General features: G+C 52.4%; 23 protein-coding genes. 12 read left to right on the plus strand and 11 right to left on the minus strand.

All coding sequences use genetic code 11. The features are described from left to right. Nucleotides 1-63: 63 nt before the first annotated feature. The gene (ilvC, locus tag RFN81_RS01795) at nt 64-1,542 is read left to right on the plus strand and encodes a ketol-acid reductoisomerase (protein WP_264497523.1); all 1,479 of its coding nucleotides are present in this window, start codon (nt 64-66) and stop codon (nt 1,540-1,542) included. Between the two features lie 79 nt (nt 1,543-1,621). Here the strand turns inward: ilvC and RFN81_RS01800 are convergent, their stop codons facing one another. Next, nucleotides 1,622-2,284, minus strand: coding sequence for an NADPH-dependent F420 reductase (locus tag RFN81_RS01800; RefSeq protein ID WP_264497524.1), 663 nt, complete (start codon nt 2,282-2,284; stop codon nt 1,622-1,624). Nucleotides 2,285-2,385: 101 nt separating this feature from the next. Between RFN81_RS01800 and RFN81_RS01805 the strand changes: the two genes are divergently transcribed. Then, on the plus strand, nt 2,386-3,273 hold the full coding sequence (locus RFN81_RS01805) for a LysR family transcriptional regulator (protein ID WP_264497525.1): 888 nt from the start codon (nt 2,386-2,388) through the stop codon (nt 3,271-3,273). Nucleotides 3,274-3,315: 42 nt separating this feature from the next. Here the strand turns inward: RFN81_RS01805 and putP are convergent, their stop codons facing one another. The 8 genes from putP to RFN81_RS01845 form a co-directional block, all read right to left on the minus strand. Further along, nucleotides 3,316-4,800 carry a sodium/proline symporter PutP gene (gene putP, locus RFN81_RS01810; RefSeq protein WP_264497526.1) on the minus strand — a complete coding sequence of 495 codons (1,485 nt, stop codon included), beginning with the start codon at nt 4,798-4,800 and terminating at the stop codon, nt 3,316-3,318. A 590-nt stretch (nt 4,801-5,390) separates the two neighbouring features. After that, complete coding sequence (locus RFN81_RS01815) at nt 5,391-6,065, minus strand: urea carboxylase-associated family protein (protein WP_264497527.1); 675 nt, start codon at nt 6,063-6,065, stop codon at nt 5,391-5,393. A 14-nt stretch (nt 6,066-6,079) separates the two neighbouring features. Next, a complete protein-coding gene (locus RFN81_RS01820; RefSeq protein WP_264498845.1) occupies nt 6,080-6,748 on the minus strand; it encodes an amino acid ABC transporter permease in 669 nt (222 codons plus the stop codon). Continuing rightward, nucleotides 6,748-7,398, minus strand: a complete 651-nt coding sequence (locus tag RFN81_RS01825; RefSeq protein ID WP_264497528.1) for an amino acid ABC transporter permease — start codon at nt 7,396-7,398, stop codon at nt 6,748-6,750. The genes RFN81_RS01820 and RFN81_RS01825 overlap by 1 nt, the downstream gene beginning before the upstream one ends. A gap of 4 nt (nt 7,399-7,402) precedes the next feature. Beyond that, nucleotides 7,403-8,050 carry an urea carboxylase-associated family protein gene (locus RFN81_RS01830; protein WP_264497529.1) on the minus strand — a complete coding sequence of 216 codons (648 nt, stop codon included), beginning with the start codon at nt 8,048-8,050 and terminating at the stop codon, nt 7,403-7,405. After that, nucleotides 8,034-8,666: an urea carboxylase-associated family protein gene (locus RFN81_RS01835; protein ID WP_264497530.1), complete on the minus strand. Its 633-nt coding sequence runs from the start codon at nt 8,664-8,666 to the stop codon at nt 8,034-8,036. The genes RFN81_RS01830 and RFN81_RS01835 overlap by 17 nt, the downstream gene beginning before the upstream one ends. Before the next feature lie 2 nt (nt 8,667-8,668). Beyond that, a complete protein-coding gene (locus tag RFN81_RS01840; RefSeq protein WP_264497531.1) occupies nt 8,669-9,505 on the minus strand; it encodes a transporter substrate-binding domain-containing protein in 837 nt (278 codons plus the stop codon). 251 nt (nt 9,506-9,756) lie between these two features. Beyond that, a complete protein-coding gene (locus tag RFN81_RS01845) occupies nt 9,757-10,608 on the minus strand; it encodes a MurR/RpiR family transcriptional regulator (protein WP_264497532.1) in 852 nt (283 codons plus the stop codon). A gap of 314 nt (nt 10,609-10,922) precedes the next feature. On the opposite strand from RFN81_RS01845, the gene rep reads away from it, so the two are divergent. After that, on the plus strand, nt 10,923-12,950 hold the full coding sequence (rep, locus tag RFN81_RS01850; RefSeq protein WP_338539451.1) for a DNA helicase Rep: 2,028 nt from the start codon (nt 10,923-10,925) through the stop codon (nt 12,948-12,950). Between the two features lie 10 nt (nt 12,951-12,960). Here the strand turns inward: rep and ppx are convergent, their stop codons facing one another. Together ppx and rhlB are read right to left on the minus strand one after the other, a co-directional pair. After that, nucleotides 12,961-14,457 carry an exopolyphosphatase gene (gene ppx / locus RFN81_RS01855; protein ID WP_264497534.1) on the minus strand — a complete coding sequence of 499 codons (1,497 nt, stop codon included), beginning with the start codon at nt 14,455-14,457 and terminating at the stop codon, nt 12,961-12,963. Between the two features lie 6 nt (nt 14,458-14,463). Then, nucleotides 14,464-15,753 carry an ATP-dependent RNA helicase RhlB gene (gene rhlB, locus RFN81_RS01860; protein WP_264497535.1) on the minus strand — a complete coding sequence of 430 codons (1,290 nt, stop codon included), beginning with the start codon at nt 15,751-15,753 and terminating at the stop codon, nt 14,464-14,466. Between the two features lie 118 nt (nt 15,754-15,871). Between rhlB and trxA the strand changes: the two genes are divergently transcribed. The 9 genes from trxA to rffA all read left to right on the plus strand — a co-directional run bounded on the left by trxA (nt 15,872) and on the right by rffA (nt 25,948). After that, on the plus strand, nt 15,872-16,198 hold the full coding sequence (gene trxA / locus RFN81_RS01865; protein WP_264497536.1) for a thioredoxin TrxA: 327 nt from the start codon (nt 15,872-15,874) through the stop codon (nt 16,196-16,198). A gap of 492 nt (nt 16,199-16,690) precedes the next feature. Then, nucleotides 16,691-17,950, plus strand: coding sequence for a transcription termination factor Rho (rho, locus tag RFN81_RS01870; RefSeq protein ID WP_264497537.1), 1,260 nt, complete (start codon nt 16,691-16,693; stop codon nt 17,948-17,950). A gap of 206 nt (nt 17,951-18,156) precedes the next feature. Continuing rightward, complete coding sequence (wecA, locus tag RFN81_RS01875) at nt 18,157-19,254, plus strand: UDP-N-acetylglucosamine--undecaprenyl-phosphate N-acetylglucosaminephosphotransferase (RefSeq protein ID WP_264498846.1); 1,098 nt, start codon at nt 18,157-18,159, stop codon at nt 19,252-19,254. 21 nt (nt 19,255-19,275) lie between these two features. Beyond that, nucleotides 19,276-20,322 carry an ECA polysaccharide chain length modulation protein gene (gene wzzE / locus RFN81_RS01880; protein WP_264497538.1) on the plus strand — a complete coding sequence of 349 codons (1,047 nt, stop codon included), beginning with the start codon at nt 19,276-19,278 and terminating at the stop codon, nt 20,320-20,322. A 64-nt stretch (nt 20,323-20,386) separates the two neighbouring features. Continuing rightward, nucleotides 20,387-21,517 (plus strand): non-hydrolyzing UDP-N-acetylglucosamine 2-epimerase, encoded by a 1,131-nt coding sequence (wecB, locus tag RFN81_RS01885; RefSeq protein ID WP_264497539.1) that lies wholly within the window; start codon nt 20,387-20,389, stop codon nt 21,515-21,517. 188 nt (nt 21,518-21,705) lie between these two features. Then, nucleotides 21,706-22,968 carry a UDP-N-acetyl-D-mannosamine dehydrogenase gene (gene wecC / locus RFN81_RS01890; RefSeq protein ID WP_264497540.1) on the plus strand — a complete coding sequence of 421 codons (1,263 nt, stop codon included), beginning with the start codon at nt 21,706-21,708 and terminating at the stop codon, nt 22,966-22,968. Continuing rightward, nucleotides 22,959-24,032, plus strand: coding sequence for a dTDP-glucose 4,6-dehydratase (gene rffG, locus RFN81_RS01895; protein ID WP_264497541.1), 1,074 nt, complete (start codon nt 22,959-22,961; stop codon nt 24,030-24,032). Before wecC ends, rffG begins: the two co-directional genes overlap by 10 nt. A gap of 49 nt (nt 24,033-24,081) precedes the next feature. After that, nucleotides 24,082-24,813, plus strand: a complete 732-nt coding sequence (gene rffC, locus RFN81_RS01900; RefSeq protein ID WP_264497542.1) for a dTDP-4-amino-4,6-dideoxy-D-galactose acyltransferase — start codon at nt 24,082-24,084, stop codon at nt 24,811-24,813. Nucleotides 24,814-24,817: 4 nt separating this feature from the next. Further along, complete coding sequence (gene rffA / locus RFN81_RS01905; RefSeq protein WP_264497543.1) at nt 24,818-25,948, plus strand: dTDP-4-amino-4,6-dideoxygalactose transaminase; 1,131 nt, start codon at nt 24,818-24,820, stop codon at nt 25,946-25,948.

Here is a 25,948-nt window from a genome sequence, read left to right on the forward strand (position 1 = left end):
AATTCCCGTTTGATGGGAATCCTTTTCTATAATAGACAAATAAAACCGGATACGGAGCACGACATGGCTAACTATTTCAACACATTGAACCTGCGTCAGCAGCTAGAGCAATTGGGCAAGTGCCGCTTTATGGGGCGTGATGAATTTGCCGATGAGGCGAGCTATCTGAAAGGGAAAAAAGTGGTGATTGTCGGCTGTGGCGCTCAGGGTCTGAACCAGGGCCTGAACATGCGCGATTCCGGTCTGGATATTGCTTATGCCCTGCGTGCGGAAGCGATTGCTGAAAAGCGTGCGTCATGGCGTAAAGCGACCGAAAACGGCTTCACCGTTGGCACCTACGAAGATCTGATCCCGCAGGCTGACCTGGTGGTTAACCTGACGCCAGACAAACAGCACTCCGCCGTGGTTCAGGCGGTACAGCCGCTGATGAAACAAGGCGCAGCGCTGGGCTACTCTCATGGTTTCAATATCGTTGAAGTGGGCGAGCAAATCCGCAAAGACATCACCGTCGTGATGGTGGCGCCGAAGTGCCCAGGTACGGAAGTCCGTGAAGAATACAAACGCGGTTTCGGTGTGCCTACACTGATCGCGGTTCACCCGGAAAACGATCCGAAGGGCGAAGGCATGGCAATTGCTAAAGCCTGGGCGGCGGCAACGGGTGGTCATCGTGCTGGCGTTTTGCAATCTTCATTTGTTGCGGAAGTGAAATCTGACCTGATGGGTGAGCAGACCATTCTCTGCGGCATGTTGCAGGCGGGTTCTCTGCTGAGCTTTGACAAACTGGTTGAGGACGGCACCGATCCCGCATATGCCGAAAAGCTGATTCAGTTCGGTTGGGAAACCATCACTGAAGCACTGAAACAGGGCGGAATTACGCTGATGATGGATCGTCTGTCCAATCCGGCAAAATTGCGTGCTTACGCGCTGTCTGAGCAGTTGAAAGGTATCATGGCGCCGCTGTTCCAAAAACACATGGACGACATTATTTCCGGTGAATTCTCCCGTGGCATGATGGCTGACTGGGCGAATGATGATGTGAAATTGCTGACCTGGCGTGAAGAAACCGGTAAAACGGCGTTTGAAAACGCGCCGCAGTTTGAAGGTAAAATCGCTGAGCAGGAATACTTTGATAACGGCGTACTGCTCGTTGCAATGGTGAAGGCAGGCGTTGAACTGGCGTTTGAAACCATGGTGAGCTCAGGTATTATCGCCGAATCGGCTTACTACGAGTCACTGCATGAACTGCCGTTGATCGCCAATACGATTGCACGTAAACGCCTGTACGAAATGAACGTGGTTATCTCTGATACCGCGGAATACGGTAACTATTTGTTCGCTAATGCCGCCGTGCCGTTGTTGAAAGAGAAGTTCATGTCCTCACTGCAACCGGGCGATCTGGGTAAAGCGATCGCGGGTACCGCAGTGGATAACGCACAACTGCGTGACGTTAACGAAGCCATCCGTAATCACCCGATCGAAGCCGTTGGGCGCACCCTGCGCGGTTATATGAAAGACATGAAACGCATCGCTGTTGCAGGTTAACGCTACGTTCTATGTTTACTGAAATACGATGATTGCTATGCTGCTCCTTAGGGAGCAGCATTTTTATCTATGTTACCTCTTATCTTGTGTTAGTTACGCCGACTACCGTCTGTATGTTACGTGAGGCACGTGCCAGCGCCGAGGTTAATTCTGCCTTTGTCATACGAATACAGTAAGACGGCATACCTCTTTCAAAGCGCCATCCTTCAGACAATTTTCCCGCATCGACGGCATCGAAGCCGAACGCATCATAAAGTTTGGTCACAATAGCTTTCTCCTGATCATCATCACCTGCAAGCGGTAGCGCTCGGCGATTGGCCGAGCCAGCCGGAAGCCCATCACTTTCAAGCTGCGTCATTGGGATGGCATTGAACGCTTTGGTAATCCTGGCGTCTGGTAAATACTGTGCCAGTAGCTCACTGGTCGTGGTACTACGAGTATCAAGTGCGGCGACCTTACCATCTCGCTCGGTATAGTAATTGACGGTATCGATAACGGATTTTCCCCGTAAAGCCTGTTCAGGAAGTTTATCGATGGCGGTAAAGGGAACGGCGATAACCACAATGTCACCAAATAGCGCGGCCTGAGTGGCGGTTCCGATGTCGCAGCCGATCATCGGGCGGAGGCTGAAAAGTGATTGGGGGTCGCGTGAGTTACTGAGCATGACCTTATGACCGTTCTGGAGCGCTAATTTAGCTATCGCCCGTCCAACAAAGCCTGCACCAATAATGCCGATATTCATCTTCTTCTCCTTAATGCTTTTGAGAAAAACATCTTAATTGCCTACAATTTGCAGATAAATTGTGATTTTTAGAGAAAACAAACAACAAATATGAGTGAATCATGGACCGGCTGACGAGTATGGGTGTCTTTGTTAAAGCAGCAGAGCTAGGCTCTTTTGCCGCTGCCGCAGAAGCGTTGGGCACGTCGCCACAGATGGTAGCGAAGCAGGTGGCATGGCTTGAAGCGAGGCTTGGCGTTCGGTTGCTGAATCGCACGACGCGGAGGCAAAGTCTGACGGATATTGGTTTACGTTACTATGAGCGCTGTAAGGTTGTTCTTACCGAGGCAGAGGATGCTGACGCCGTCGCCCGTGAGATGCAACTGACACCTTCGGGAATTATTCAGGTTAACGCGCCGGTTACCTGGGGCTCGCATCTACTCGCGCCGTTTATCACGCATTACCTCGCCCGCTATCCTGACACGCAAATTGCTCTGACGCTGAATGATCGAATGGTCGACCCGATAGAAGAGGGGTTTGAAGTCATTATTCGTATCGGTGAATTGGCGGACAGTTCGATGGTGGCTTGGCCACTTCAGCCTTACTCGTTGATTGCCTGTGCATCTCCTGGCTATCTGGCGCGAGAGGGTGTGCCGGAGACGCCAGCCGACCTCGCATGTCACGCGTGCCTTATTTATGGTGTACGCACCGCTGCGACGTCTTGCCGATGGGTATTCCAGAAAGAGGGTAAGTCCGAAGAAATCAGGCCACAGGGTAGGCTTTTTGCCAATGACTGGAACGCATTGTTGCATGCAGCTATAGAGGGATATGGTATTACGCTTGGACCGGAGGTCGTGCTACGGAAGGAAATTGAGCGCGGACGACTGGTTCAGGTGCTATCTGACTATAACGGCCCTGCTCGCCCGGTTCATGTCATGGTTCCGATGGGACGGCGGGCGGCAGTTAAAATTAAAACCTTTGTCGATGCAGTCAGAGCAACGTTCGGATAAAGATCACCCCGTGGTACCGCGGACGGTGCCACGGGGTGATGATTAAACAGATTGGTATTTCGCTTCCGCCTGACTAAAACGGTCGATAATTGCTTGCGACGGCGCTTTGCCCAGTAGACTGACGATAAAAATGGTCAGACTGTTGAAGAGGAAACCAGGGATAATTTCATACAATCCCAGCCAGGCATACTGTTTCCAGATTAATACCGTCGCCGCCCCAACAATCATACCGAGTAGTGCGCCGTTGCGCGTCATGCGCGGCCACAGCAGAGAGATCAAAATCACCGGACCGAAAGCCGCGCCAAATCCCGCCCAGGCATAGCTCACCAGACCCAATACGCGGTTCTCAGGATTCAATGATAGTGCGATAGAAATGATAGCCACTAGCAGTACCATGGAACGCCCCACCCACACCAGTTCTCTTTGGCTGGCGTTCTTGCGCAGGAAAGGTTTATATAAATCTTCGGTAATTGCGCTGGAGCACACCAGCAGTTGACAGCTTAATGTACTCATGACGGCAGCTAAAATAGCAGATAGCAATACGCCAGCAATCCACGGATTGAACAGTAAAATGGACAGTTCAATAAAAACGCGTTCGCTGTTCTGCGTTACACTACCGGCCTGATCCGGATGATTATTGAAATAGGCGATGCCAAAGAAGCCCACGGCTACCGCGCCAGCCAGACAGAGAATCATCCAGGTCATGCTGATACGGCGTGCATGGTGGATGGTGTGGTGTGAATCAGCGGCCATGAAGCGTGCCAGAATGTGGGGTTGACCGAAATAGCCTAATCCCCAGCCCATTAGCGAGATAATGGCGACTACGTTCATCCCTTTAAACATATCAAGATAGGCGGGATTCTTAGCCTCAATCACCATCAGTGAAGTATCTACGCCACCCAGATATAGGATAACCATCACTGGCGTCAGGATCAGGGCGAAAATCATCAGGCTGGCTTGAACGGTATCTGTCCAACTCACCGCCAGAAAGCCACCGATGAAGGTATAGGCGATGGTTGCCGCCGCACCTGCCCATAGTGCGGTGCCATAACTCATACCAAAGGTGCTTTCGAATAGGCGAGCCCCAGCGACCACGCCGGATGCGCAATAGATAGTAAAAAAAATCAGGATCACTAATGCGGAGATTACACGCAGTAATTTGCTGTTATCTTCAAAACGATGGCTGAAATAATCCGGCAGAGTAAGCGCGTTATGATTGACCTCGGTATGTACGCGCAGACGCCCGGCGACCCATTTCCAGTTCAGGTAAGCACCTATCGTCAGGCCAATCGCGATCCAGCTTTCAGCGATTCCGGAAATGAAAATAGCGCCGGGTAGCCCCATAAGTAGCCAACCACTCATATCGGAAGCCCCCGCCGACAGTGCGGTGACAATGCTCCCCATCCGACGCCCACCCAAAATATAATCGCCGAAATTAGTCGTGGCGCGATAGGCGAATAGGCCGATGATCACCATCCCGAAAATATACACCAGAAACGTCACCAACATAGGTGTGCTTATTGTCATTCAACTCTCCACTTTATTTTTCGCGCCGCTGATACTCGGTCGTTACCACGCAGGCCGGAACGAGGACTTCATGTGGTAAGGCGCCGAAGCCGCTTAATTATTTAATAAGGTTACACAATGTTGCCACATGGACGACATTAACGTTTTCCCGATGAGAATCTTCTAATCACAGGAGGGGGTGTGATGCGCTCTACCACAAGGGGGGTAAACTCAATGAGGAAACATGCGGGCGTATCGAGGTTGTCGCACCCTGTATTGATTGCGCGGTTCTGGTCAATCAATCAGGCCTTATCCATTACCACGAACGCCTCAAAAGAAGCCTCAACTCTCCTGAAATACAGCAATCGGCAACGATCGCCGTATTGAAGTGAAAGAGATTATGCCGCAATAACGCGAAGAAGAAACCTATCAACCGATTCTTGTTTTCACGAAATGGGCGTTATTCAGTTGGCGGCCAGCTCCGCCATTACCGTTGTTCACCGTAGTCATAAAACGAAATCGTACGTTTTTGCTTGAATAAGCGCGATTTACCAACGAAATGGCGGCATTAATGCAGACACTTGTTTATCGAGGAGCGAAACGATAGGGTGTCAATTGGTTGGTACCCACGGCCCTTGTAGATTCACCTGTGGGAATCCTGCTGTCAGAATACGCACTTCCACATCGCGCGGGGTGTTATCCCCCTGTCCTTGAATGCTGACGATATCCTGCGGGCAGGCCGAAAATGCCACATAGCAATCCATCTCCGCGCGCAGAATGATGTAATCCCCCGGCTTCGTCACCACCGGCAGCGTTTTTAGGGTGATGCCGTCTGGCTGCACCTGGATGTTCATAAAAATATTGAAAGAGGCGAGGTTGCCATGCGGCAGCGTCACGCCCAGTTCCGCCAATCCTTCGTGCAGATTGTCATGGCAGTTACGGTGCGGCTCAGTGCAGCCGAGCAATTCGTAACGGCGCGCATCGCAGGCTGCCATAAAAGTATCGTGTACACCCGGTGACGTGTCCGCCACCAGCGTTAGGATCGGGTGGCGCTGGTCAGTGATAAAGCTGTCGCCCACGCGCGGATTAAGGCGCTGATTCCATACTCTTGTCGCTTCCATGCACATATATTCGCTGACATCGTTGGCGTTATAGGCCCAGCAATCAACCACCTGGGTGCCGTGCAGATTGATCACCTGTACCGCCTCACCTTTATTTACGCGCACGGCTTTACCGTGGCGTGCCGGAACAGTCATTATTTTACGGTGCTGTAATTCAGCAGACATGTTTTTCTCCTGGTTCATTCATGTAGCATGCCGCGCCGGTAGCGCGTCATGCGGGATTCGAAATGGCGCGCCAGCCAGTCAAGTAGACTATTCAGCAACCAGTAACAAAGTGCGACCGTGAGGTAGATTTCTAGCGGCGCATAGGTTTCCGATATCGCTTGTTTGGCGGCGTACATAAACTCCTGCACTGAAACAATCGACAGCAGGGCTGAATCTTTAATCAGGCCGATCATTAGGCCGACCAGCGGCGACAACATCTGTGGCAGGGTTTGCGGCAGTACCACATCACGCAGTTGCTCGCTACGACTAAGCCCGAGAACACGGCAGGCTTCCCACTGTCCTTTCGGCAACGCTTCAATCGCCGCGCGGATCACCTGCGCAATATAGGGTGCGTAATAGAGCGTCAACGCCAGCACGCCGACCACCGGCGAAGAGAGCGTGATGTCATACTCCGGCAACACGAAGTAGAGCAGATAAATCACTACGAGCAGCGGTAATGCCAGCGTGACGTTGGTGTAAACCAGCAGCAACCGCTGCCAGAAGTGTGATGCCCGCATCAACCCCACCGCGATCAGCGTACCCCACAGCAGCGAACAGAGCGCCGCTATTGCACAAAGTCGTAGCGTCGCCGTCATGCCTTCGCCCAGCGAAGGCAGTGCATCAATAATGGCCTGCCAATCCATCATACCGGCCCCCTTTTGGCTTCCAGTCGCCGCGCGAAAGTGGTTAACGGTAGTGCGATCAACAGATATCCTGCCGCCACTAGCAATAGCACCTGAGTGGCTTCGTAAGTACGTGCAATGATGATTTGCCCGGCAAATGTCAGTTCCGTCAATGCCACTACCGAAGCCAGCGGGGTAGTTTTCAGCAGAATGGTGAACTCATTCACCAGCATTGGCAGACTGGCGCGCAGCACCTGGGGGTTAATGACATACCACCAGGTGAGCAGGCGGCTCAGCCCCAACGTGCGTGCCGCTTCCAGTTGACCGCGTGTGACCAGGTTGCGGTTAACGCGAAGGATCTCAGCAACATACGCGCCGCTATTGAAACCGATCGCCAACACCGCCGCCAGCAAGGGTTGTCCGCCAAGTCCCAATTTCGGTAGGGTAAAAAACACCACAAACAGTTGCACAATCGCGGGGGTTCCGCGCATCAGGCTGACGTACAAACGGCCAAGGGTTCGCCAGATCCAGGCTCGGCGTAGCTGCAGGAAGCAGACGAACTGCCCCATCACCACGCTTACCAGCGACGCCAGTACGGTTAACAAAAGCGTCATTAGCAGCCCGCGGCCTAATTCTGGCAACGCGGCGAGTACCTGTTGATCCAGCCCCATTGATTTACTCCTTGCCAAAGCCCGTTAGGTTTTCCGCAACCGATAAGCGCAGTGGCGCGGGTTTATCATTCCCCTCAATGCCGGTATTGCAGGCGGAGACAATAAATTGCGTATCCATTACCACCCGGCAGGTGATGCTGTCGCCAGCTTGCGTGAGGTTGTTTTCCGGCACGATTTGGCCGTCACGCGTTAAACGGACATGCATAAACAGGTTGATGGGATCGGGTAGTTTCGGTACGCGCATTCCTTGGCGCGCCAGCTCTGCGCTAACCGCTTCAATACATCCTTCGCCCTCATACCCATTCTCCGCCAGAAACGCGCGGGTGGACGCCGGTAGCAGCAGGTCGTGGCGTTTGACGCTATCTTTACCTAGCACCATCATAGGGCGACGACGGTTGTTCACCATGCGCATACCAGAACCGAGCAGGTAACTGTTGCTGAATACCCGGGTGTGATGCACCGAGAGCCAGACCGCCGGATCCTGCACGCTAAAACCAAACAGCGACGCCACTGCCCCATCGCCCATTGCCGTAATGCGCAACAACTGACCGCGCAACACCCGAATCGATCCAACGCTTCCGGCGGCAACATCTACCGGAGCCGCCAGCGGACGTACGGCGTTTTCCGCAAACTCCTCACGCATGAGCAACATGGCGCGTCTCCTCTATGGGGAAATGGTCGCTGATGCGAATATCAATTGGCGTCACCTGCAACCCGTTGCCAGGAATGATGTCCTGCGGGCAAGATGAGACGGCACAAATCAAATCGCATAGGGCTTCAAAGGTGATGTAATCCCCGGCTTTACTGTGTGGATCGGTCACCTCCATACGCCCATCGGCGGTAACCGGGCCATTCTGAAACAGATTGAACGGCTCCGGCAGCGTAAAGTACGTCACGCCGTGGGCTTTCATCCCTTCAAGCAGGTTGTCTACGCAGTTACGGTGTCCTTCCACACCGAAATCAACGCTAAATCGTGTACGGTCGCAGGCCGGTACGTTAGCATCGTGAATGCCGATGGTGTCGGCAACGATGCGTAACATCGGGCGGTTCTCACTCGACCACAGCGCATCGCCAGGTGTAAAAAACAGCGAACGCAGATGTTGGCGCGTGTGAACAGGCGACAACTTCTCGTTCAGATTGTCGGCATTGACTGCCACAAAATCGGCGGCCTGTTGGCCTTCACTGTCGATGACGGTAATAAACTGCCCTTTATGCACACGGAAGGTTTTTCCGTGGCCTGCCGGAACCGTCAGATGAGATTGACACATAATTACTCCTGAGGAATGAAATCGCTGGCTGGGACGGTAAACGTGGTGCCGAGGTATTGCTGCTGTAGTTGGGCCAACTGACCGCTTTCCTGCATCGCCAGAATGTGATCGCTGATGGCTTTGTTCAGGCTACGGTCCTCTTTGCGTGTCGCCCATGCCATCCATTGAGACGGCCCGACTTCGCCTATTTGTTCCACTTTACCAGCAAACTTTTTCGTCACTGGCGCGAGTACCGCAATGTCGTCGTAGACGAAATCGGCGCGTTTCGTCATCAGCGTGCTGATGGTTTGATCGAGCGAATCCACACTGATAATAGTGATAGGCTTTTTGCCCGCTTTTACCAGTTCGGCATTAAAGCCTTTAAGCAATTGCTCTGGCACGCTGGCGGTTTTTACCGCACCGCGTAGGCCGGATAGGCTTTCCGGGCTTAACGTTTTGCCGTTCAGGGCATTAGCGTCACCTTTACGAACCAGCACGCCGTTCACGGTTTTGCTGTAAGGCACGGTAAAAAGCACTTTCTTAGCCCGTTCAGCGGTTACGTTAAGCGAGGATCCTTCAGCATTGAACGCTCCGGAAATCAGCCCTGGCAAAATGCCGCTGAAGGCGGTTTTTTGAAACTCCAGTTTCACGCCGAGATCGTTGGCGAACGATTTCATGATCGCCACGCTATAGCCGGTAATCTCGCCTTTATCATCCGTGTATTCATAGGGTGGGAAAGTGGGATCGATACCCACCGTCATTTTGCCGCTGCTTTTGATATCAGACAGCGTATCGGCCTGCGCCGGTGCGAGCGTGCCCGTGGTGAGTAGGGCGGCGATCAGCAATGCTATTTTTTTCATTGTGGTGTTTCCCCGATGTTGGTGAAATATCATTTTCTGATGAGCACTTTTTGTGCCAGTTTTTTCATGGCCGCTCAATAAATGATCTTTTAAATTCCATTTGTGTAATAAAAACAAAAAGAAACAATCGTTTCTTTTTGTTTTAAATTTATTTCTTTGATTTCTTTTAAGGGGAAGCACAATCAACCAGGGCAGGGCAATAAGCACTATTTTGGGGAAAGGTCTGGCGCAGCGTGCGCCAGAATGGGGCGTTACTCGAGTTCGTCGAGAGATTGATGCAATGCTTCAATCTGTGCAAGGTGATCGTTACCGCTCTTACCCTTCTGGCGAGCCACCAGCGAACACAGTAAATTGCATACGCCGGAGAGGGCGACGGTGCTGTCAAACAGCATGCTGCTATCGGTGTGGCAACGTATCACCCATTGCGCATGGCGAGCGGGTTTGCCGGAGAGCACATCCGCCAGATAGAGCATCGGCACTTGACGTTCCGCCAACGCGCTCATGGCGGCATCCAGCGCGGGCATCCGTCGCCGCAGCCCTACGCAAATCGCCACGTCTTGCGAGGCCAATGCCGCCAGATGTTCAGCCAGTGAGTCGCCAGGTCGAGGCAGCAATCGTACATCCGGGTGCACGTGCACCAGGTCGCGATAGATCAACTGCGCGATGGTCTGGCTATGTCTCCACCCCATAACTACCACGCGGCGAGCCTGAGAGATCGCAACACTCGCCTCCTGTAGCTGCGTGCCATCCAGCGTGCGGTAGCTGTTCACCAGGTTGGCGATCTCTTTTTCCAAATGTTGCTGCATCACTGTATCTATTGGCGAAGCGCCCGGCGCGGCTTGCAAATAGAGCGGCGATCCGCTGCTTTGCATTTCTCGCGCCTGACGGCGGGCCGCTTCATAGCTGTCATAACCCAGGTGGCGGAAAAAACGGGTGGTGGTCGCTTTGGATACGCCGGCGCTTTGCGCCAATTCAGTGGCCGTATTCATCGCCAACTGGCCTGGGGCGGCAAGCAACACGTCCGCCAATCGCTGTTCGTGGCTAGAGAGACGATCCCAGTGCTGTCGGATTCGGCCTTCTAGCGATGCCGTCTTTGCACTCATGATGATTCCCTGAAATGAAAAAACTCATCCTGCACAGAGCATGCCTAGATGTCACCAGAATTTTAGATTTTTATTCTCAGTGAGCAAAGACCGGGGAACGGGCCTGTAACGTGATTACTTGGCAATGCATAGACTATGGGCTGAGTCTGCTGTGCTAGACCATGCTCAACTCGCTTTGCTCCCCATACCAAGCATGTGGGTTAGTAGTGACGCGACTGCCACATTGAAGGTCACTGACTTGTGGTAAATCCTGACCAGATAGACACGGCTTTTTGCTACAATCGGTTTCCGTTTTATGAGTGGATAAGATCGTTATGCGTTTAAATCCCAGCCAACAACACGCTGTCGAATTTGTCACTGGCCCTTGCCTGGTGCTGGCGGGAGCGGGGTCAGGCAAGACTCGCGTGATCACCAATAAAATTGCGCATCTGATTCGTCAATGTGGCTATCAGGCTCGACATATTGCCGCCGTGACCTTTACCAATAAAGCCGCGCGTGAGATGAAGGAGCGCGTGGCGCAAACGCTGGGGCGTAAAGAGACGCGCGGGCTAATGATTGCGACCTTTCACACGCTGGGATTGGAGATCATTAAGCGCGAATATGCGGCGCTGGGGATGAAAGCCAACTTCTCCCTGTTTGACGATCAGGATCAAATGGCGCTGCTAAAAGATCTGACCGAACCGTGGCTGGAAAATGATAAGGAACTGTTACGGCAGTTAACCTCAGCGATCGCAAATTGGAAAAATGATCTGATCGATCCCGCCGGAGCGGCAGCGGCAGCGCGCTCCGAACGTGACAGACAGTTCGCGCATTGTTACTCGCTCTACCATGAACATCTGCGCGCTTGTAACGTGTTGGATTTCGACGATCTGATTTTGCTGCCTACGCTATTGTTGAAGCAGAATGCGGCGGTGCGCGAACGTTGGCAGAACCGCTTACGTTACCTGCTGGTGGATGAATATCAGGACACAAATACCAGTCAGTACGAACTAATCAAACTGTTGGTGGGGACGCGCGCGCGTTTTACCGTCGTCGGTGATGACGATCAGTCAATTTATTCCTGGCGTGGGGCGCGCCCTCAGAATTTGGTGTTGTTACAGCAAGATTTCCCCGCGTTAGATGTGATTAAACTGGAGCAAAACTATCGTTCCTCCGGGCGCATTCTGAAGGCGGCCAATATTCTTATCGCCAATAACCCGCACGTCTTTGAAAAGCAGCTCTTCTCGGAACTGGGTTATGGCGATGAGCTTAAGGTCATTACCGCTAACAACGAAGATCATGAAGCGGAGCGCGTTGTGGGCGAGCTAATTGCTCACCATTTTATTAATAAGACCCAGTACGGCGACTACGCCATCCTGTATCGTGGCAACCATCAGTCGCGCCTATTCGAAAAGATGCTGATGCAGAACCGCATTCCTTACCGCATTTCCGGCGGTACGTCTTTTTTCTCCCGTCCTGAAATCAAAGATTTACTGGCGTATCTGCGCGTATTGACGAATCCGGACGATGACAGCGCGTTCTTGCGCATCGTAAATACGCCTAAGCGTGAGATTGGGCCAGCAACATTGAAGAAGTTGGGGGAGTGGGCAGGGCTGCGCAATAAAAGCCTATTCAGCGCGAGCTTTGATGTGGGCCTCAGTCAGTCGCTGACCGGGCGTGGACTGGAGGCGTTGCAACGTTTCACGCAGTGGTTAGCGGAAATTGCCCGTTTGGCCGAGCACGAGCCTGTGGCGGCCGTACGAGATCTGATTCATGGGTTGGACTACGAAAGCTGGCTCTATGAGACGTCACCCAGCGCAAAAGCGGCAGAAATGCGCATGAAGAATGTCAATCAACTATTCAGTTGGATGACGGAAATGCTGGAAGGTTCCGATCTGGATGAACCTATGACGCTCGCGCAGGTGGTGACGCGTTTCACGCTGAGGGACATGATGGAACGGGGAGAAAATGACGAAACGTTGGATCAGGTGCAGTTGATGACGCTACATGCGTCAAAAGGGCTGGAATTCCCTTATGTTTTCCTGGTTGGGATGGAAGAGGGGTTATTGCCGCACCAGAGCAGCATTGATGAAGATAACGTCGATGAGGAACGCCGTCTGGCATACGTAGGGATAACGCGCGCGCAGCGTGAACTCACTTTCACATTGTGTAAAGAACGCCGCCAGTATGGCGAATTGATCCGCCCTGAACCGAGCCGCTTTCTACTGGAATTACCGCAAGACGATGTCGTGTGGGAAACAGAGAGGAAAGTCGTGAGCGCACAAGAGCGTATGCACAAAGGTCAGGCGAACGTTGCCAACATCCGGGCGATGTTGGCAAAGGCGAAAGGGGAAGGGGAGTAAGCTTCCCCCGTCAAGCGAGGGTTTCTTCCAGCATCAGCGGCCAGTGTACGTAGCTCTGCCAGCGGCTTTCTTGTTCCAGCATTTCTGCCCGTAATGGATGCTGCGTCAGCCATCCCGCAGGCAGAATTAAACGCAATGTTTCACCTTCTACGCGCAATCTCACGGCGGGTAGTGTGTCATCGCGACGACGGCTGGCAAAAATAATGGCCAGGCGTAGCAAGCGGCACAAACGCTGAGCCTGTTGAACCGGTAACGCATTCTGCTGGCTGAGCGCGATCAGGTCGACAGGGTTAACCTGGTTTTGCAGAAGGGTTGCTAATAATTTCTTCTGCGCTGGCGTAAAACCAGGGAGATCGCTATGGCGAATCAAATAGGCGGCATGTTGGGGGGAATGGCGGAAATCGATGCTCAAACCGATTTCGTGTACCAGGCTGGCGCTGCGTAATAACTCTCGGCAGCGGTTATCTAACTGCCAGTCACGGGCAACCTGCTGCAGGAAGTTGTCTGCCAATGTGCTAACGCGCTGAGCCTGTTCGGTGTCCAGCAGATAACGACGCTGTAGTGTCGACAGCGTGCGGTGACGAATGTCCTGATCGACGGGCAGGTGCAACATGCCATAGACCAGACCTTCACGCAGCGCGCCTCCCGCTAGCGTCATCGTTTTGATGTCCAATTCCTGAAAAATCGCCATCAGGATCGCCAATCCGCTAGGAAAAACGAGCGCCCGCTCCAGCGTCAGCCCTTCGATTTCCAATTCTTCCAGCTTATTGCACTGAATGGCATGCGCCTTAAGCTGCCTGAGTTTAGACAGGGTAATGTATTCATCCATGCCCTGCGCGACCATAATTTCCTGTAGCGCTTGTACGGTACCGGAAGCGCCAACGCAGATTTGCCACCCTTGCTCGCGCAGAGAAGCGGCAACGGGCCGCAGCATTTCACGCGCCGCCTGTTCTGCGCGTTCAAAGTTACCCGCTTCCAGATTCCGATCGCTAAAATAGCGATCCAGCCAGGTGACGCAACCCATCGGCAAACTGATGAGTTGCGTTGCTTTGGCGCCTATTCCTGTTGCAAGCTCGGTACTGCCTCCGCCAATATCGACGACCAGGCGTGCATCCGGGCCACCCGTTGTGTGCGCGACGCCTTGATAGATCAAGCGCGCTTCTTCTTCACCCTTAATTACCTGGATCGGCAGCCCCAAAATGTCCTGGGCCCGCTGTAGAAATTCGTCAGCGTTGGTTGCCAGACGCAGGGTCGCGGTTGCGACGACGCGCACCTGATTCTGTGGGATATCCTGTAACCGCTCGGAGAACAGTTGTAAACACTGCCAGCCGCGCTGCATTGCGTCCAGCGAGAGACGATTTTGCTTATCCAATCCAGCAGCAAGGCGAACCTTACGCTTTATTTTCGCCAGAGTCTGAATGCTGCCGGCGGTTTCCCTGGCGACCAGCATATGGAAGCTGTTTGAGCCGAGGTCGATGGCTGCGTAAAGTGAAGAAGAACTCAGCATCAACGGTTAATCCGCTCTTTTTCGGTTGTTACGGGGCGGGCCATTGCGACGCGGGCCGCTGTTGCGTCGTGGGCCATTATTGGAGCGCGGTGGGCGCGTTAAACGCTTTGGCGCGGGCAGATCGGTCATCAACGCATCGCTGTTGTATTTACTGACCGGAATACTGTGACCGATGTAAGTTTCGATAGCCGGGAGATTCAGTGCGTACTCTTCGCACGCCAGGCTGATGGAAAATCCGCTGAGCCCCGCGCGGCCCGTGCGGCCAATACGGTGTACGTAGTCTTCGCAGTCATCCGGTAGGTCGTAGTTGAAAACGTGCGTGACGGCAGGAATATGCAAACCGCGTGCGGCGACATCCGTAGCCACCAGAATGTCCAAATTACCCTGCGTAAAATCTTCCAAAATACGCAGGCGTTTTTTCTGTGCAACATCACCCGTCAATAGCCCTACGCGGTGACCGTCGGCGGCCAGATGGCCCCAAATGTCTTCGCAGCGATGTTTAGTATTGGCAAAAATAATGCAGCGGTCTGGCCACTCTTCTTCCAGAAGCGTCTGAAGCAGGCGCATTTTTTCTTCGTTTGATGGATAAAACAGTTCTTCTTTAATGCGGTGGCCGGTTTTCTGTTCCGGTTCGACTTCCACATACTCTGCATTATTCATCTGTTCAAACGCGAGTTCACGCACCCGATAAGAGAGCGTGGCGGAAAAGAGCATGTTCAGACGCTGGTCCGCAGGCGGCATACGACGGAATAGCCAACGAATGTCTTTGATGAAGCCGAGATCGTACATCCGGTCTGCTTCATCTAACACGACGACCTGAATCGCACCTAAATTAATATGATTTTGTTTAACGTAATCGATCAAGCGTCCGGTGGTGCCAATCAAAATATCAACGCCGTGTTCCAGCACCTTGAGTTGCTTGTCGTAACCATCGCCACCGTAGGCTAAACCCAATTTTAGCCCGGTAAGGTGAGACAATGCTTCAGCATCTGAGTGAATCTGGACAGCCAGTTCACGCGTGGGCGCCATAATTAAGGCGCGTGGTTGATTCGTTTGCCGCTCTGTGTTTGCAGAGTGAGAAAGCAAATAATGGAAAGTAGACGCGAGAAAAGCTAACGTCTTGCCGGTTCCGGTTTGCGCCTGGCCCGCAATATCTCGCCCTGACAAAGCTAATGGCAGAGCTAATGCCTGAATAGGCGTACAGTTATTAAACCCTTTACTTTCAAGGGCCTCGATAACCTGCGGGTGCAGGGCGAAGTCGGAAAACTTCTGTTCAGTTAAGTGTGTTTTGCTCATAGTGTGGTAGAATATCAGCTAACTATTGCTTTACGAAAGCGTATCCGGTGAAATAAAGTCAAGCCATTGTTGGTTAATGCTACACCAACAAGGTAGAAATAATCCTGCGGAGTAACATATGAGCGATAAAATAATTCACCTGACTGATGACAGCTTTGAAACGAAAGTCCTACAATCTGAGGGCGCTATCCTGGTTGATTTCTGGGCAGAATGGTGTGGTCCTTGCAAAATGATCGCTCCTATTCTGGATGAAATTGCCGAAGAATTTGAAGGCAAATTAACGGTGGCCAAACTAAATATTGATGAAAACCCGGCGACGGCACCGAAATATGGTATTCGTGGTATCCCTACTCTGTTGCTGTTTAAGAACGGTGAAGTGGCGGCAACAAAAGTGGGTGCCTTATCTAAAGGGCAACTGAAAGAGTTCCTGACAGCGAATCTGTAATCAGCGTGGCTCCCCAGAAAGGGGATTGTCGGCGAGCACAATCGGGCAATATGCAATTCTCATATTGACTGCTTGCCGCTCGCCGGGAAGCGTGTTAGATTCTTTACCACTGCATATCGTACTTGCCTATGTTTAAGCCATTAGGCTTAAGCCTGAAAGTTAGAGTCTAAAGCATTATTCTGTGTCGAAATCGAAAAATCGTTGTTTTGTAAAGTTGTTTTTTACGAGGCGGTTATTTCACAACGCGTTTGTGAGCCGGTTTAGGCAGTCTACGAGTTTTATAATAATGAGTTTATGTGTCTTCGATCTCCTGCCGTTGATTTATGCGGATGTCGTTAAGGCGGATGTCGTGTTTGCGCGGACGTAATGCGCTTCAGGTGTGAAACCAAACAGAGATCCGGTGGTTGAAGGCCGTTAGAGAGGCACGGATGATCCTGCCATACCATTCACATTAATAGTTCGAGATTTACCCCGAGTTAAAGAACCCCCACTATGAATCTTACCGAATTAAAGAATACGCCAGTTTCTGAGTTAATTACTCTTGGCGAAAGTATGGGTCTGGAAAACCAGGCCCGCATGCGTAAACAGGATATTATCTTCGCTATTCTGAAACAGCATGCCAAAAGCGGCGAGGATATTTTCGGCGACGGCGTGCTGGAGATATTGCAGGATGGCTTTGGCTTCCTCCGCTCCGCAGACAGTTCCTACCTCGCAGGCCCCGATGATATCTACGTTTCTCCCAGTCAAATCCGTCGTTTTAACCTCCGCACTGGCGATACGATTTCCGGCAAAATTCGTCCGCCGAAAGAGGGCGAACGCTATTTTGCGCTGCTGAAAGTTAACGAAGTTAACTACGATAAACCAGAAAACGCCCGCAACAAGATCCTGTTCGAAAACTTAACGCCACTGCACGCAAATTCTCGTCTACGTATGGAACGTGGTAACGGTTCGACGGAAGATTTGACAGCGCGCGTGCTGGATCTGGCTTCGCCAATCGGGCGTGGTCAGCGTGGTCTGATCGTTGCGCCGCCGAAAGCGGGTAAAACCATGCTGTTGCAGAACATCGCGCAGAGCATTGCTTATAACCATCCAGACTGCGTGCTAATGGTGCTGCTGATTGACGAACGTCCGGAAGAAGTGACCGAGATGCAGCGTCTGGTGAAAGGTGAAGTCGTGGCGTCTACGTTTGATGAACCGGCTTCGCGTCACGTTCAGGTCGCCGAAATGGTGATCGAGAAAGCGAAACGTCTGGTTGAGCACAAGAAAGACGTTATTATTCTGCTGGACTCGATTACTCGTTTGGCGCGTGCCTACAACACCGTTGTTCCGGCATCGGGCAAGGTGCTGACCGGTGGTGTGGATGCTAACGCATTGCATCGTCCGAAGCGTTTCTTCGGCGCGGCGCGCAACGTAGAAGAAGGTGGCAGCCTGACGATCATCGCCACAGCGCTGGTTGATACCGGTTCAAAAATGGATGAAGTGATTTACGAAGAATTCAAAGGCACAGGTAACATGGAATTGCACCTGGCACGTAAAATCGCAGAAAAACGTGTCTTCCCGGCGATTGACTACAACCGCTCCGGTACGCGTAAAGAAGAATTGCTTACGACCTCAGAAGAATTGCAGAAAATGTGGATCCTACGTAAGATTATCCACCCTATGGGCGAGATCGACGCGATGGAATTCCTCATCAATAAGCTGGCGATGACGAAAACGAACGATGAATTTTTCGATATGATGAAGCGTTCATAAATCTGGGTATTCCCCGTTGGGGATGACTCGTAGAACGCCACGCTGGGTCGTGGCGTTTTTTTTATCTCTTGGCGAGTTCTATGTGAAGCGCGTTTCCACTATAAAACGTGGCCATCACGCCAATTTATACTGGCAATCGGCACAGACGATGGGATATAAGGCGTAAACCGAGTCTATACTCAACAGCAACAGCGCGGCTGTTAATGGTGAACTTACTCATTATGAGTGCTGAATTACTATTTATTTTCTTGTTTTCTTTCGGTTTTTTGCTTTTGGCTCGCAATGTCGCGAGTAGAGTCGGGCTTGTCGATCGCCCTAATTACCGTAAACGTCATCGGGGCCTGGTCCCGTTGGTTGGCGGTATCTCCGTGTATGCGGGAATCTGTTTTAGCTATGTTATAACCGATCAATTCATTCCCCATTTTCGTCTTTACCTACTATGTGCCGGCGTGCTGGTATTTGTCGGCATACTAGACGATCGCTTTGATATCAGTGTAAAAATTCGCGCCGTAGTGCAGGCATGTGTCGCGATGATCATGATGGCCTTTGCCGGTTTGTCGATACACAACCTGGGTTACATTTTCGGCCCGTGGCAGATGGAGCTGGGGCCGTTTGGTTATCTGGTCACACTCTTTGCGGTGTGGGCGGCGATTAATGCGTTCAATATGGTGGATGGGATCGATGGCCTGCTTGGGGGATTGTCCTGTGTCTCGTTTGGGGCGATGGGGATCCTACTGTACTTGAATGGCCACACCCATCTGGCCTTGTGGTGTTTTGCCATGATCGCCGCAACATTACCGTATATTCTACTTAACCTCGGCATTTTGGGGCGGCGCTATAAAGTCTTTATGGGCGATGCAGGCAGCACGATGATAGGCTTCACGGCTATCTGGCTGCTGATTCAAACAACGCAAGGCCCACAACATCCGATTAATCCGGTAACGGCGCTGTGGATCATCGCGATTCCACTGATTGATATGATCGCCATTATGTATCGACGTTTACGTAAAGGTATGAGCCCGTTCTCGCCCGACCGACAACACATCCATCATTTGATTATGCGGGCCGGCTTTTCTTCCCGCCAGGCCTTTGTGCTGATTACCCTTGCCGCCGCACTGTTGGCCGCGTTCGGCGTGTTGGGAGAGTATGTCTTTTTTATCCCTGAATGGTTGATGTTAGTCCTGTTTTTACTTGCGTTTTTGTTGTACGGCTACTGCCTGAAACGAGCATGGCGAGTCGCCCGTTTTATCAAGCGCATGAAACGCCGCATGCGGCATTCCGATGTACAAAAGCCGTCATCCTGACTAAATAATGCTGGGGAAGTAATGAAATCAGATAACTTATCTACCGGGAATGCATTGATGGATAACGAACTGGATATCCGGGGTTTATTTCGCCTGCTGTGGCGTGGAAAGCGGTGGCCAATCATCATGGGGCTGCTTTTTACCGTGGCGGCATTAGGCTATTCCTATCTGGTGAAGCAGCAATGGAGCGCGACGGCGATGACCGATAAGCCAACGGTAAATATGCTAGGCGGATACTATTCGCAGCAGCAGTTTTTGCGTAACCTCGACGCTCTCTCCTTTTCCTCTCCTCTGCCTGAGCAACCGTCTATTGCGGCGAATGCGTATGATGAATTCATCATGCAATTAGCCGCTTATGATACTCGCCGCGATTTCTGGTTGCAGACTGACTATTATAAACAGCGCCTGGAGAGTGATGAAAAGGCCGATGCGGCGCTGTTGGATGAATTCGTGAATAACATTCAGTTTTCGCCGCGTGATGAAGGGAAAAAAACCAATGATACGGTGAGGTTAGTGGCAGAAACCGCGGCGGATTCCAACACGTTGCTTCGTCAATATGTGACTTTTGCCAGCCAGCGTGCCGCCAACCACCTGAATGAAGAAATCAAGGGCGCTTGGGCGGCGAGAACAATTTTCATGAAATCACAGATCAAGCGCCAGGAATCGGTCGCGAAAGCGATTTACGATCGTGATGTCCGCAGCGTTGAATTAGCACTGAAAATTGCTCAGCAGCAAGGGATTCGCCGTAGCCAGACTGATACACCGGCAGATGAAATTCCTGCATCGGAACTGTTCTTGCTTGGCAGGCCGATGCTTCAGGCTCGTCTGGAGACATTGCAAGCCAGCGGCCCACATTATGAGCGGGATTATGATCAGAATCGCGCGATGTTGGCGACGTTGAATGTTGGCCCAACGCTTGAGCCTAGTTTCCAGACCTACCGTTATCTGCGTACGCCGGAAGAGCCAGTGAGGCGCGATAGCCCGCGTCGGGCATTCCTGATGGTGATGTGGGGAGCGATTGGCGTACTCGTTGGCTGTGGTGTGGCTCTGGCTCGTAGTTCCCGTTAACCGGCCTGCCGAAGTGCGTGAGTTCATCGATCGCCTGCGTCTAACCTGATTAAAGAGATTCAATGTGAAAGTTTTGACCGTTTTCGGCACCCGGCCGGAGGCCATTAAAATGGCGCCGCTGGTTCATGCTCTGGCACAGGATGTCGCTTTTGAATCGAGAGTTTGCGTGACCGCCCAGCATCGGGAGATGCTAGATCAGGTGCTGCGCTTGTTCGATATTACGCCAGACTATGATCTTGATATTATGCGACCGGGGCAGGGCCTCAGTGAAATATCTTGTCGGATTCTATCGGGGCTTGAACCTGTCATGGAAACGTTCAAGCCAGATCTGGTGTTAGTCCACGGAGACACCACTACGACATTGGCGACCAGTTTAGCCGCATTTTATCAACGTATCCCCGTGGGTCATGTAGAGGCTGGGCTACGTACTGGTAATTTGTACTCGCCCTGGCCGGAAGAGGCAAACCGCAAGCTGACCGGTCATCTGGCAATGTATCATTTTGCACCTACGGAAAATTCCCGCCAAAATTTACTGCGCGAACATCTCTCCGACCGGCATATTTTTGTGACCGGCAATACGGTGATCGATGCATTATTCTGGGTGCGCGATCGTATTCTTGGCGATGCCGTGTTGCGCCGTAGTCTCGATGACAAATATGCTTTTTTGGACGACAAGAAGAAGCTGATTCTGGTTACCGGGCATCGACGTGAAAGTTTTGGCGGTGGTTTTGAACGCATTTGCAGTGCGCTGGCAGAAGTTGCGCATCGGCACCCTGATGTCCAGATTGTGTACCCGGTTCACTTAAATCCGAATGTCAGCGAGCCGGTAAATCGTATCCTGAGTGACATTGATAATGTCATGCTGATTGCGCCACAGGACTATTTGCCATTCGTGTATTTAATGCATCGCTCTTATATGATCCTGACGGATTCGGGCGGTATTCAGGAAGAAGCGCCTTCGTTGGGCAAGCCGGTATTGGTGATGCGTGATACGACGGAACGGCCGGAAGCGGTGGAAGCCGGTACGGTGAAACTGGTCGGGACGGAAACTGCAAGCATTGTCGATGCGATATCTATGCTACTGACGAACCAAAAGGCGTATCAGACGATGAGCCGCGCCCACAATCCCTATGGCGATGGTCATGCCTGTCAACGCATCGTCGACACCTTAAAAAATCGCCTGGAGCGATTTTAAACGTCGCTTGCGACGGCCCGAAGGGAGCCGGGCAGGGATAGCCCGGCATAAAAAATCGCTTGGAGCGATTTTAAACGTCGCTTGCGACGGCCCGAAGGGAGCCGGGCAGGGATAGCCCGGCATAAAAAATCGCCTGGCGCGATGTTAAACGTCGCTTGCGACGACAGACATAAAAATATGGTGACACTATGAGCTTTACGACCATTTCCGTCATTGGTTTGGGTTACATTGGTTTACCCACTGCCGCTGCTTTTGCTTCCCGCCAGAGAAAGGTTATCGGCGTTGATGTGAGTAAACTGGTGGTTGAAACCATTAATCGCGGCGAAATCCATATCGTCGAGCCCGATCTGGGGGCATTGGTACAGATCGCGGTGGAAAAGGGTTATCTGCAGGCAACGACGAAGCCCGCCCCCGCCGATGCCTTTTTGATCGCGGTTCCCACGCCCTTTAAAGGCGAACATGAACCCGATTTGGCTTACGTGCAATCAGCGGCGACATCCATCGCGCCAGTGCTGAAGAAAGGCGATCTGGTGATTCTGGAATCGACATCCCCCGTAGGAACAACCGAGCAAATGGCCGATTGGTTGGCTGGCGCACGTCCAGATTTAACGTTCCCACAGCAGGTTGGAGAAACCGCAGACATTAATATTGCCTATTGTCCCGAACGCGTGCTGCCTGGTCAGGTCGTGGTGGAGCTGATTAAGAACGATCGCGTCATTGGCGGTATGACCCCGGTGTGTTCTGCGCGTGCCAGCGAGCTCTATAAGATTTTCCTCGAAGGGGAGTGCGTGGTGACCCATTCTCGCACTGCCGAAATGTGTAAACTAACGGAAAACAGTTTTCGTGACGTGAATATTGCGTTTGCTAATGAGCTCTCACTGATCTGTGCCGAACAAAATATTAACGTCTGGGAACTTATCCGATTGGCAAACCGGCATCCCCGCGTCAATATCCTGCAACCCGGCCCTGGGGTCGGTGGGCACTGTATCGCTGTCGATCCCTGGTTTATCGTGGCGCAGAATCCGCAGCAGGCTCGGTTGATCCATACCGCCAGATTGGTGAATGACGGCAAACCGCTCTGGGTGGTGGATCGTGTCAAGGCGGCGGTGGCAGATTTTCTGGCGCAAACCGATAAACGCGCCAGCGAGGTCACTGTGGCCTGCTTTGGCCTGGCTTTTAAGCCTGATATTGACGACCTACGGGAAAGCCCCGCCGTCGGGATCACCGCCATGATTGCGCAGTGGAATACCGGTATGACGTTAGTCGTCGAACCGAATATCAAACATCTGCCATCGGGGTTGACCGGGCAGGTCAAGCTGGTCGAGACTCACAACGCATTAAAAGAGGCCGATGTATTGGTCATGCTGGTCGACCATCGTCAGTTTAAAGCGATTAATCCAGAAGATGTGAAACAACAGTGGGTTATTGATACCAAAGGAGTATGGCGTTGAAGCGTATTTTAATTACCGGTGGTGCAGGGTTTATTGGTTCAGCCTTAGTCAGATACATTCTGACAGCGACGCAGGACAGCGTCGTCGTGGTAGATAAGCTGACCTATGCGGGAAATTTGTCTTCGCTGGCACCGGTTGCGGATAGTGACCGTTTCGCCTTCGAAAGGGTCGATATTTGCGATCGCGCCGAACTTGACCGCGTTTTTTCCCGCTATCAGCCCGCGTTGGTGATGCATCTGGCGGCGGAAAGCCACGTCGATCGCTCGATCGATGGTCCGGCGGCGTTTATCGAAACCAATATTGTCGGCACCTATACGATGTTGGAAGCGGCGCGTCACTATTGGCAGAATTTGGCGGAAGCGGACAAAAAAGCGTTCCGTTTTCACCATATTTCTACCGATGAAGTATTCGGCGACCTGCATGGGTCAGACGATCTGTTCACTGAAACCACGCCATATGCGCCAAGCAGCCCTTATTCCGCGTCGAAAGCCTCCAGCGACCATCTGGTGCGCGCCTGGCTACGCACGTATGGGCTACCGACCTTGATCACCAACTGTTCGAATAACTATGGCCCGTACCATTTCCCTGAGAAGCTGATTCCACTGGTGATCCTCAATGCGATTGCGGGTAAGCCGCTGCCAGTGTATGGCGACGGCGGACAAATTCGCGACTGGCTGTTTGTCGAAGACCATGCGCGCGCGCTGTATAAAGTGGTGACGGAGGGGGAAGTTGGCGAAACGTACAACATCGGTGGTCACAACGAACGTAAAAACATTGATGTGGTGCAAACCATCTGCGCCCTATTGGAAGAGTTGGCGCCGAATAAACCCGCTGGTGTGACGCATTACCGCGATCTTATCACCTATGTGAAAGACCGTCCGGGTCACGATATGCGCTATGCGATCGATGCCGGAAAAATTGAGCGGGAATTGGGCTGGCGGCCAGAAGAAACCTTCGAGACAGGGATGAGAAAGACCGTCAGTTGGTATCTGAACAACGAAAAATGGTGGCGCAGCGTGCTGGATGGTTCTTATGCCGGTGAACGCTTAGGGCTGAACGACTAGCGCTGAGATGGCGGAAAAATAAGCTGACATAAAAGAGAAGGGCGAATCAGTGTCTCATCGACCATCCGTAGGAAAGCGCGACATCCACGCCACGGTTGACCCCTCGGACTGGGAGAATGCATTCTTCCAGATTGACAGCGCCAGGTTAAATTTTTCGCCGTCTGCGCCCGTCTTAACCCCCGCGGCGCTGAGCGCATTTGCGCTGACGCAGGCCAAGGTGCCGGCAGATAATCTGGTGCTGGCGGATGCGCTGGCCGACTTGGGCTTTCGCTTGGTGGAAGGCGAGATTGATCTCTGCCTGACGCTGCAACAGGCTACTGTCGTGACGCCGTTACCGCATTGGCGTGAGGCGACGCTTGACGATATCCCTGCGCTGAGGGAAGCGGCCTCGCGCGTTTTTTCCTTCAGCCGCTTCCGTGCCCCATGGTACCGACCAGAAGATAGCGGGCGCTTTTATGCGCAGTGGATTGAAAATGCCGTGCGCGGTACGTTCGACCACTGTTGTTTACTGTCGGAAGATAACGCTGGCAATCCACAAGGATGGGTCACGCTACGCAGCATAGATGCCACGGATGCCCGTGTCGGACTATTGGGCGTTTGGCCGGGTGTGACGGTGCGCGGCGTTGGCTCGCAACTGATGGCGTTAGCGGAAATGTGGTGTCGACAGCAAGGGTGCGAACGTCTTCGGGTCGCGACACAGGCTGGCAACGTCGCGGCGCTTCGTCTTTATCTTCGCCGTGGTGCTACGATTGAAAGCACGGCGTATTGGTTATATAGGTAACTACATGATTCCATTTAATGCGCCACCGGTTGTCGGTACGGAACTTGATTATATGCAGGCGGCGATGAGCAGCGGCAAATTGTGCGGCGATGGCGGGTTTACCCGCCGTTGTCAGCAGTGGCTGGAACATTATTCCGGCAGTAAAAAAGTCCTGCTTACGCCATCCTGTACGGCATCATTGGAGATGGCTGCTATCTTGCTGGATGTAAAGCCCGGCGATGAAGTGATCATGCCGAGCTATACCTTTGTTTCCACCGCTAACGCCTTTGTGCTACGTGGTGCGAAGATCGTGTTTGTCGATGTCCGTCCAGACACCATGAACATTGACGAAACCAAGATCGAAGCGGCTATTACGGACAAGACGCGCATTATTGTGCCGGTTCATTACGCGGGCGTGGCCTGCGAGATGGATGCCATTATGGCGCTGGCGCAGAAATACCAGTTATATGTCGTAGAAGATGCAGCGCAAGGTGTGATGTCCAGCTACAAAGGGCGGGTTTTGGGATCGATCGGCCATATAGGGTGCTTCAGTTTTCACGAAACCAAGAATTACACCTCTGGCGGTGAGGGTGGCGCTACGTTGATTAATGACGCCAGCTTGGTAGAGCGTGCGGAAATCATCCGTGAAAAGGGAACTAACCGCAGCCAGTTCTTTCGCGGTCAGGTAGACAAATACACCTGGCGCGATATCGGTTCAAGCTACCTGATGGCGGATATTCAGGCGGCTTACCTCTGGGGGCAGTTGGAAGCGGCGCGACCGATTAACGAACGGCGGCTGAAACTGTGGCAGAACTACTATGCGGCATTTCAACCGCTGGCCGATGCCGGACGCATTACCCTGCCGACCATACCAGCCTATGGGGTTCACAACGCGCACATGTTTTATATCAAACTGCGCGATCGGGACGACCGCAGCGCGTTTATCAACTATATGAAAGAAGCTGAAATTATGACGGTCTTTCATTATATTCCGCTGCACAGTTGCCCAGCCGGGGTGAACTTTGGCCGTTTCTCTGGTGACGATCGCTATACCACCAGGGAAAGCGAACGGCTGGTGCGTTTACCGCTGTTTTATAACCTGTCGGATGTTAATCAGCGGACGGTGATCAATTCTATTCTGAGCTTTTTTTCCTGA

Origin of the sequence: Pectobacterium cacticida (assembly GCF_036885195.1) — a bacterium.
Lineage (GTDB): Bacteria > Pseudomonadota > Gammaproteobacteria > Enterobacterales > Enterobacteriaceae > Pectobacterium > Pectobacterium cacticida.

What these genes read in the sequence shown, in the direction of transcription:
- RFN81_RS01835 (WP_264497530.1), bottom strand. Translation starts at nt 8,666, where the DNA reads ATGTGTCAATCTCATCTGACGGTTCCGGCAGGCCACGGAAAAACCTTC.
- RFN81_RS01845 (WP_264497532.1), bottom strand. Translation starts at nt 10,608, where the DNA reads ATGAGTGCAAAGACGGCATCGCTAGAAGGCCGAATCCGACAGCACTGG.
- wzzE (WP_264497538.1), top strand. Translation starts at nt 19,276, where the DNA reads ATGAAATCAGATAACTTATCTACCGGGAATGCATTGATGGATAACGAA.
- RFN81_RS01805 (WP_264497525.1), top strand. Translation starts at nt 2,386, where the DNA reads ATGGACCGGCTGACGAGTATGGGTGTCTTTGTTAAAGCAGCAGAGCTA.
- putP (WP_264497526.1), bottom strand. Translation starts at nt 4,800, where the DNA reads ATGACAATAAGCACACCTATGTTGGTGACGTTTCTGGTGTATATTTTC.
- RFN81_RS01825 (WP_264497528.1), bottom strand. Translation starts at nt 7,398, where the DNA reads ATGGGGCTGGATCAACAGGTACTCGCCGCGTTGCCAGAATTAGGCCGC.
- ilvC (WP_264497523.1), top strand. Translation starts at nt 64, where the DNA reads ATGGCTAACTATTTCAACACATTGAACCTGCGTCAGCAGCTAGAGCAA.
- RFN81_RS01840 (WP_264497531.1), bottom strand. Translation starts at nt 9,505, where the DNA reads ATGAAAAAAATAGCATTGCTGATCGCCGCCCTACTCACCACGGGCACG.
- RFN81_RS01830 (WP_264497529.1), bottom strand. Translation starts at nt 8,050, where the DNA reads ATGTTGCTCATGCGTGAGGAGTTTGCGGAAAACGCCGTACGTCCGCTG.
- trxA (WP_264497536.1), top strand. Translation starts at nt 15,872, where the DNA reads ATGAGCGATAAAATAATTCACCTGACTGATGACAGCTTTGAAACGAAA.
- wecC (WP_264497540.1), top strand. Translation starts at nt 21,706, where the DNA reads ATGAGCTTTACGACCATTTCCGTCATTGGTTTGGGTTACATTGGTTTA.
- RFN81_RS01815 (WP_264497527.1), bottom strand. Translation starts at nt 6,065, where the DNA reads ATGTCTGCTGAATTACAGCACCGTAAAATAATGACTGTTCCGGCACGC.
- rho (WP_264497537.1), top strand. Translation starts at nt 16,691, where the DNA reads ATGAATCTTACCGAATTAAAGAATACGCCAGTTTCTGAGTTAATTACT.
- RFN81_RS01800 (WP_264497524.1), bottom strand. Translation starts at nt 2,284, where the DNA reads ATGAATATCGGCATTATTGGTGCAGGCTTTGTTGGACGGGCGATAGCT.
- rffA (WP_264497543.1), top strand. Translation starts at nt 24,818, where the DNA reads ATGATTCCATTTAATGCGCCACCGGTTGTCGGTACGGAACTTGATTAT.
- RFN81_RS01820 (WP_264498845.1), bottom strand. Translation starts at nt 6,748, where the DNA reads ATGGATTGGCAGGCCATTATTGATGCACTGCCTTCGCTGGGCGAAGGC.
- rep (WP_338539451.1), top strand. Translation starts at nt 10,923, where the DNA reads ATGCGTTTAAATCCCAGCCAACAACACGCTGTCGAATTTGTCACTGGC.
- ppx (WP_264497534.1), bottom strand. Translation starts at nt 14,457, where the DNA reads ATGCTGAGTTCTTCTTCACTTTACGCAGCCATCGACCTCGGCTCAAAC.
- rhlB (WP_264497535.1), bottom strand. Translation starts at nt 15,753, where the DNA reads ATGAGCAAAACACACTTAACTGAACAGAAGTTTTCCGACTTCGCCCTG.
- rffG (WP_264497541.1), top strand. Translation starts at nt 22,959, where the DNA reads ATGGCGTTGAAGCGTATTTTAATTACCGGTGGTGCAGGGTTTATTGGT.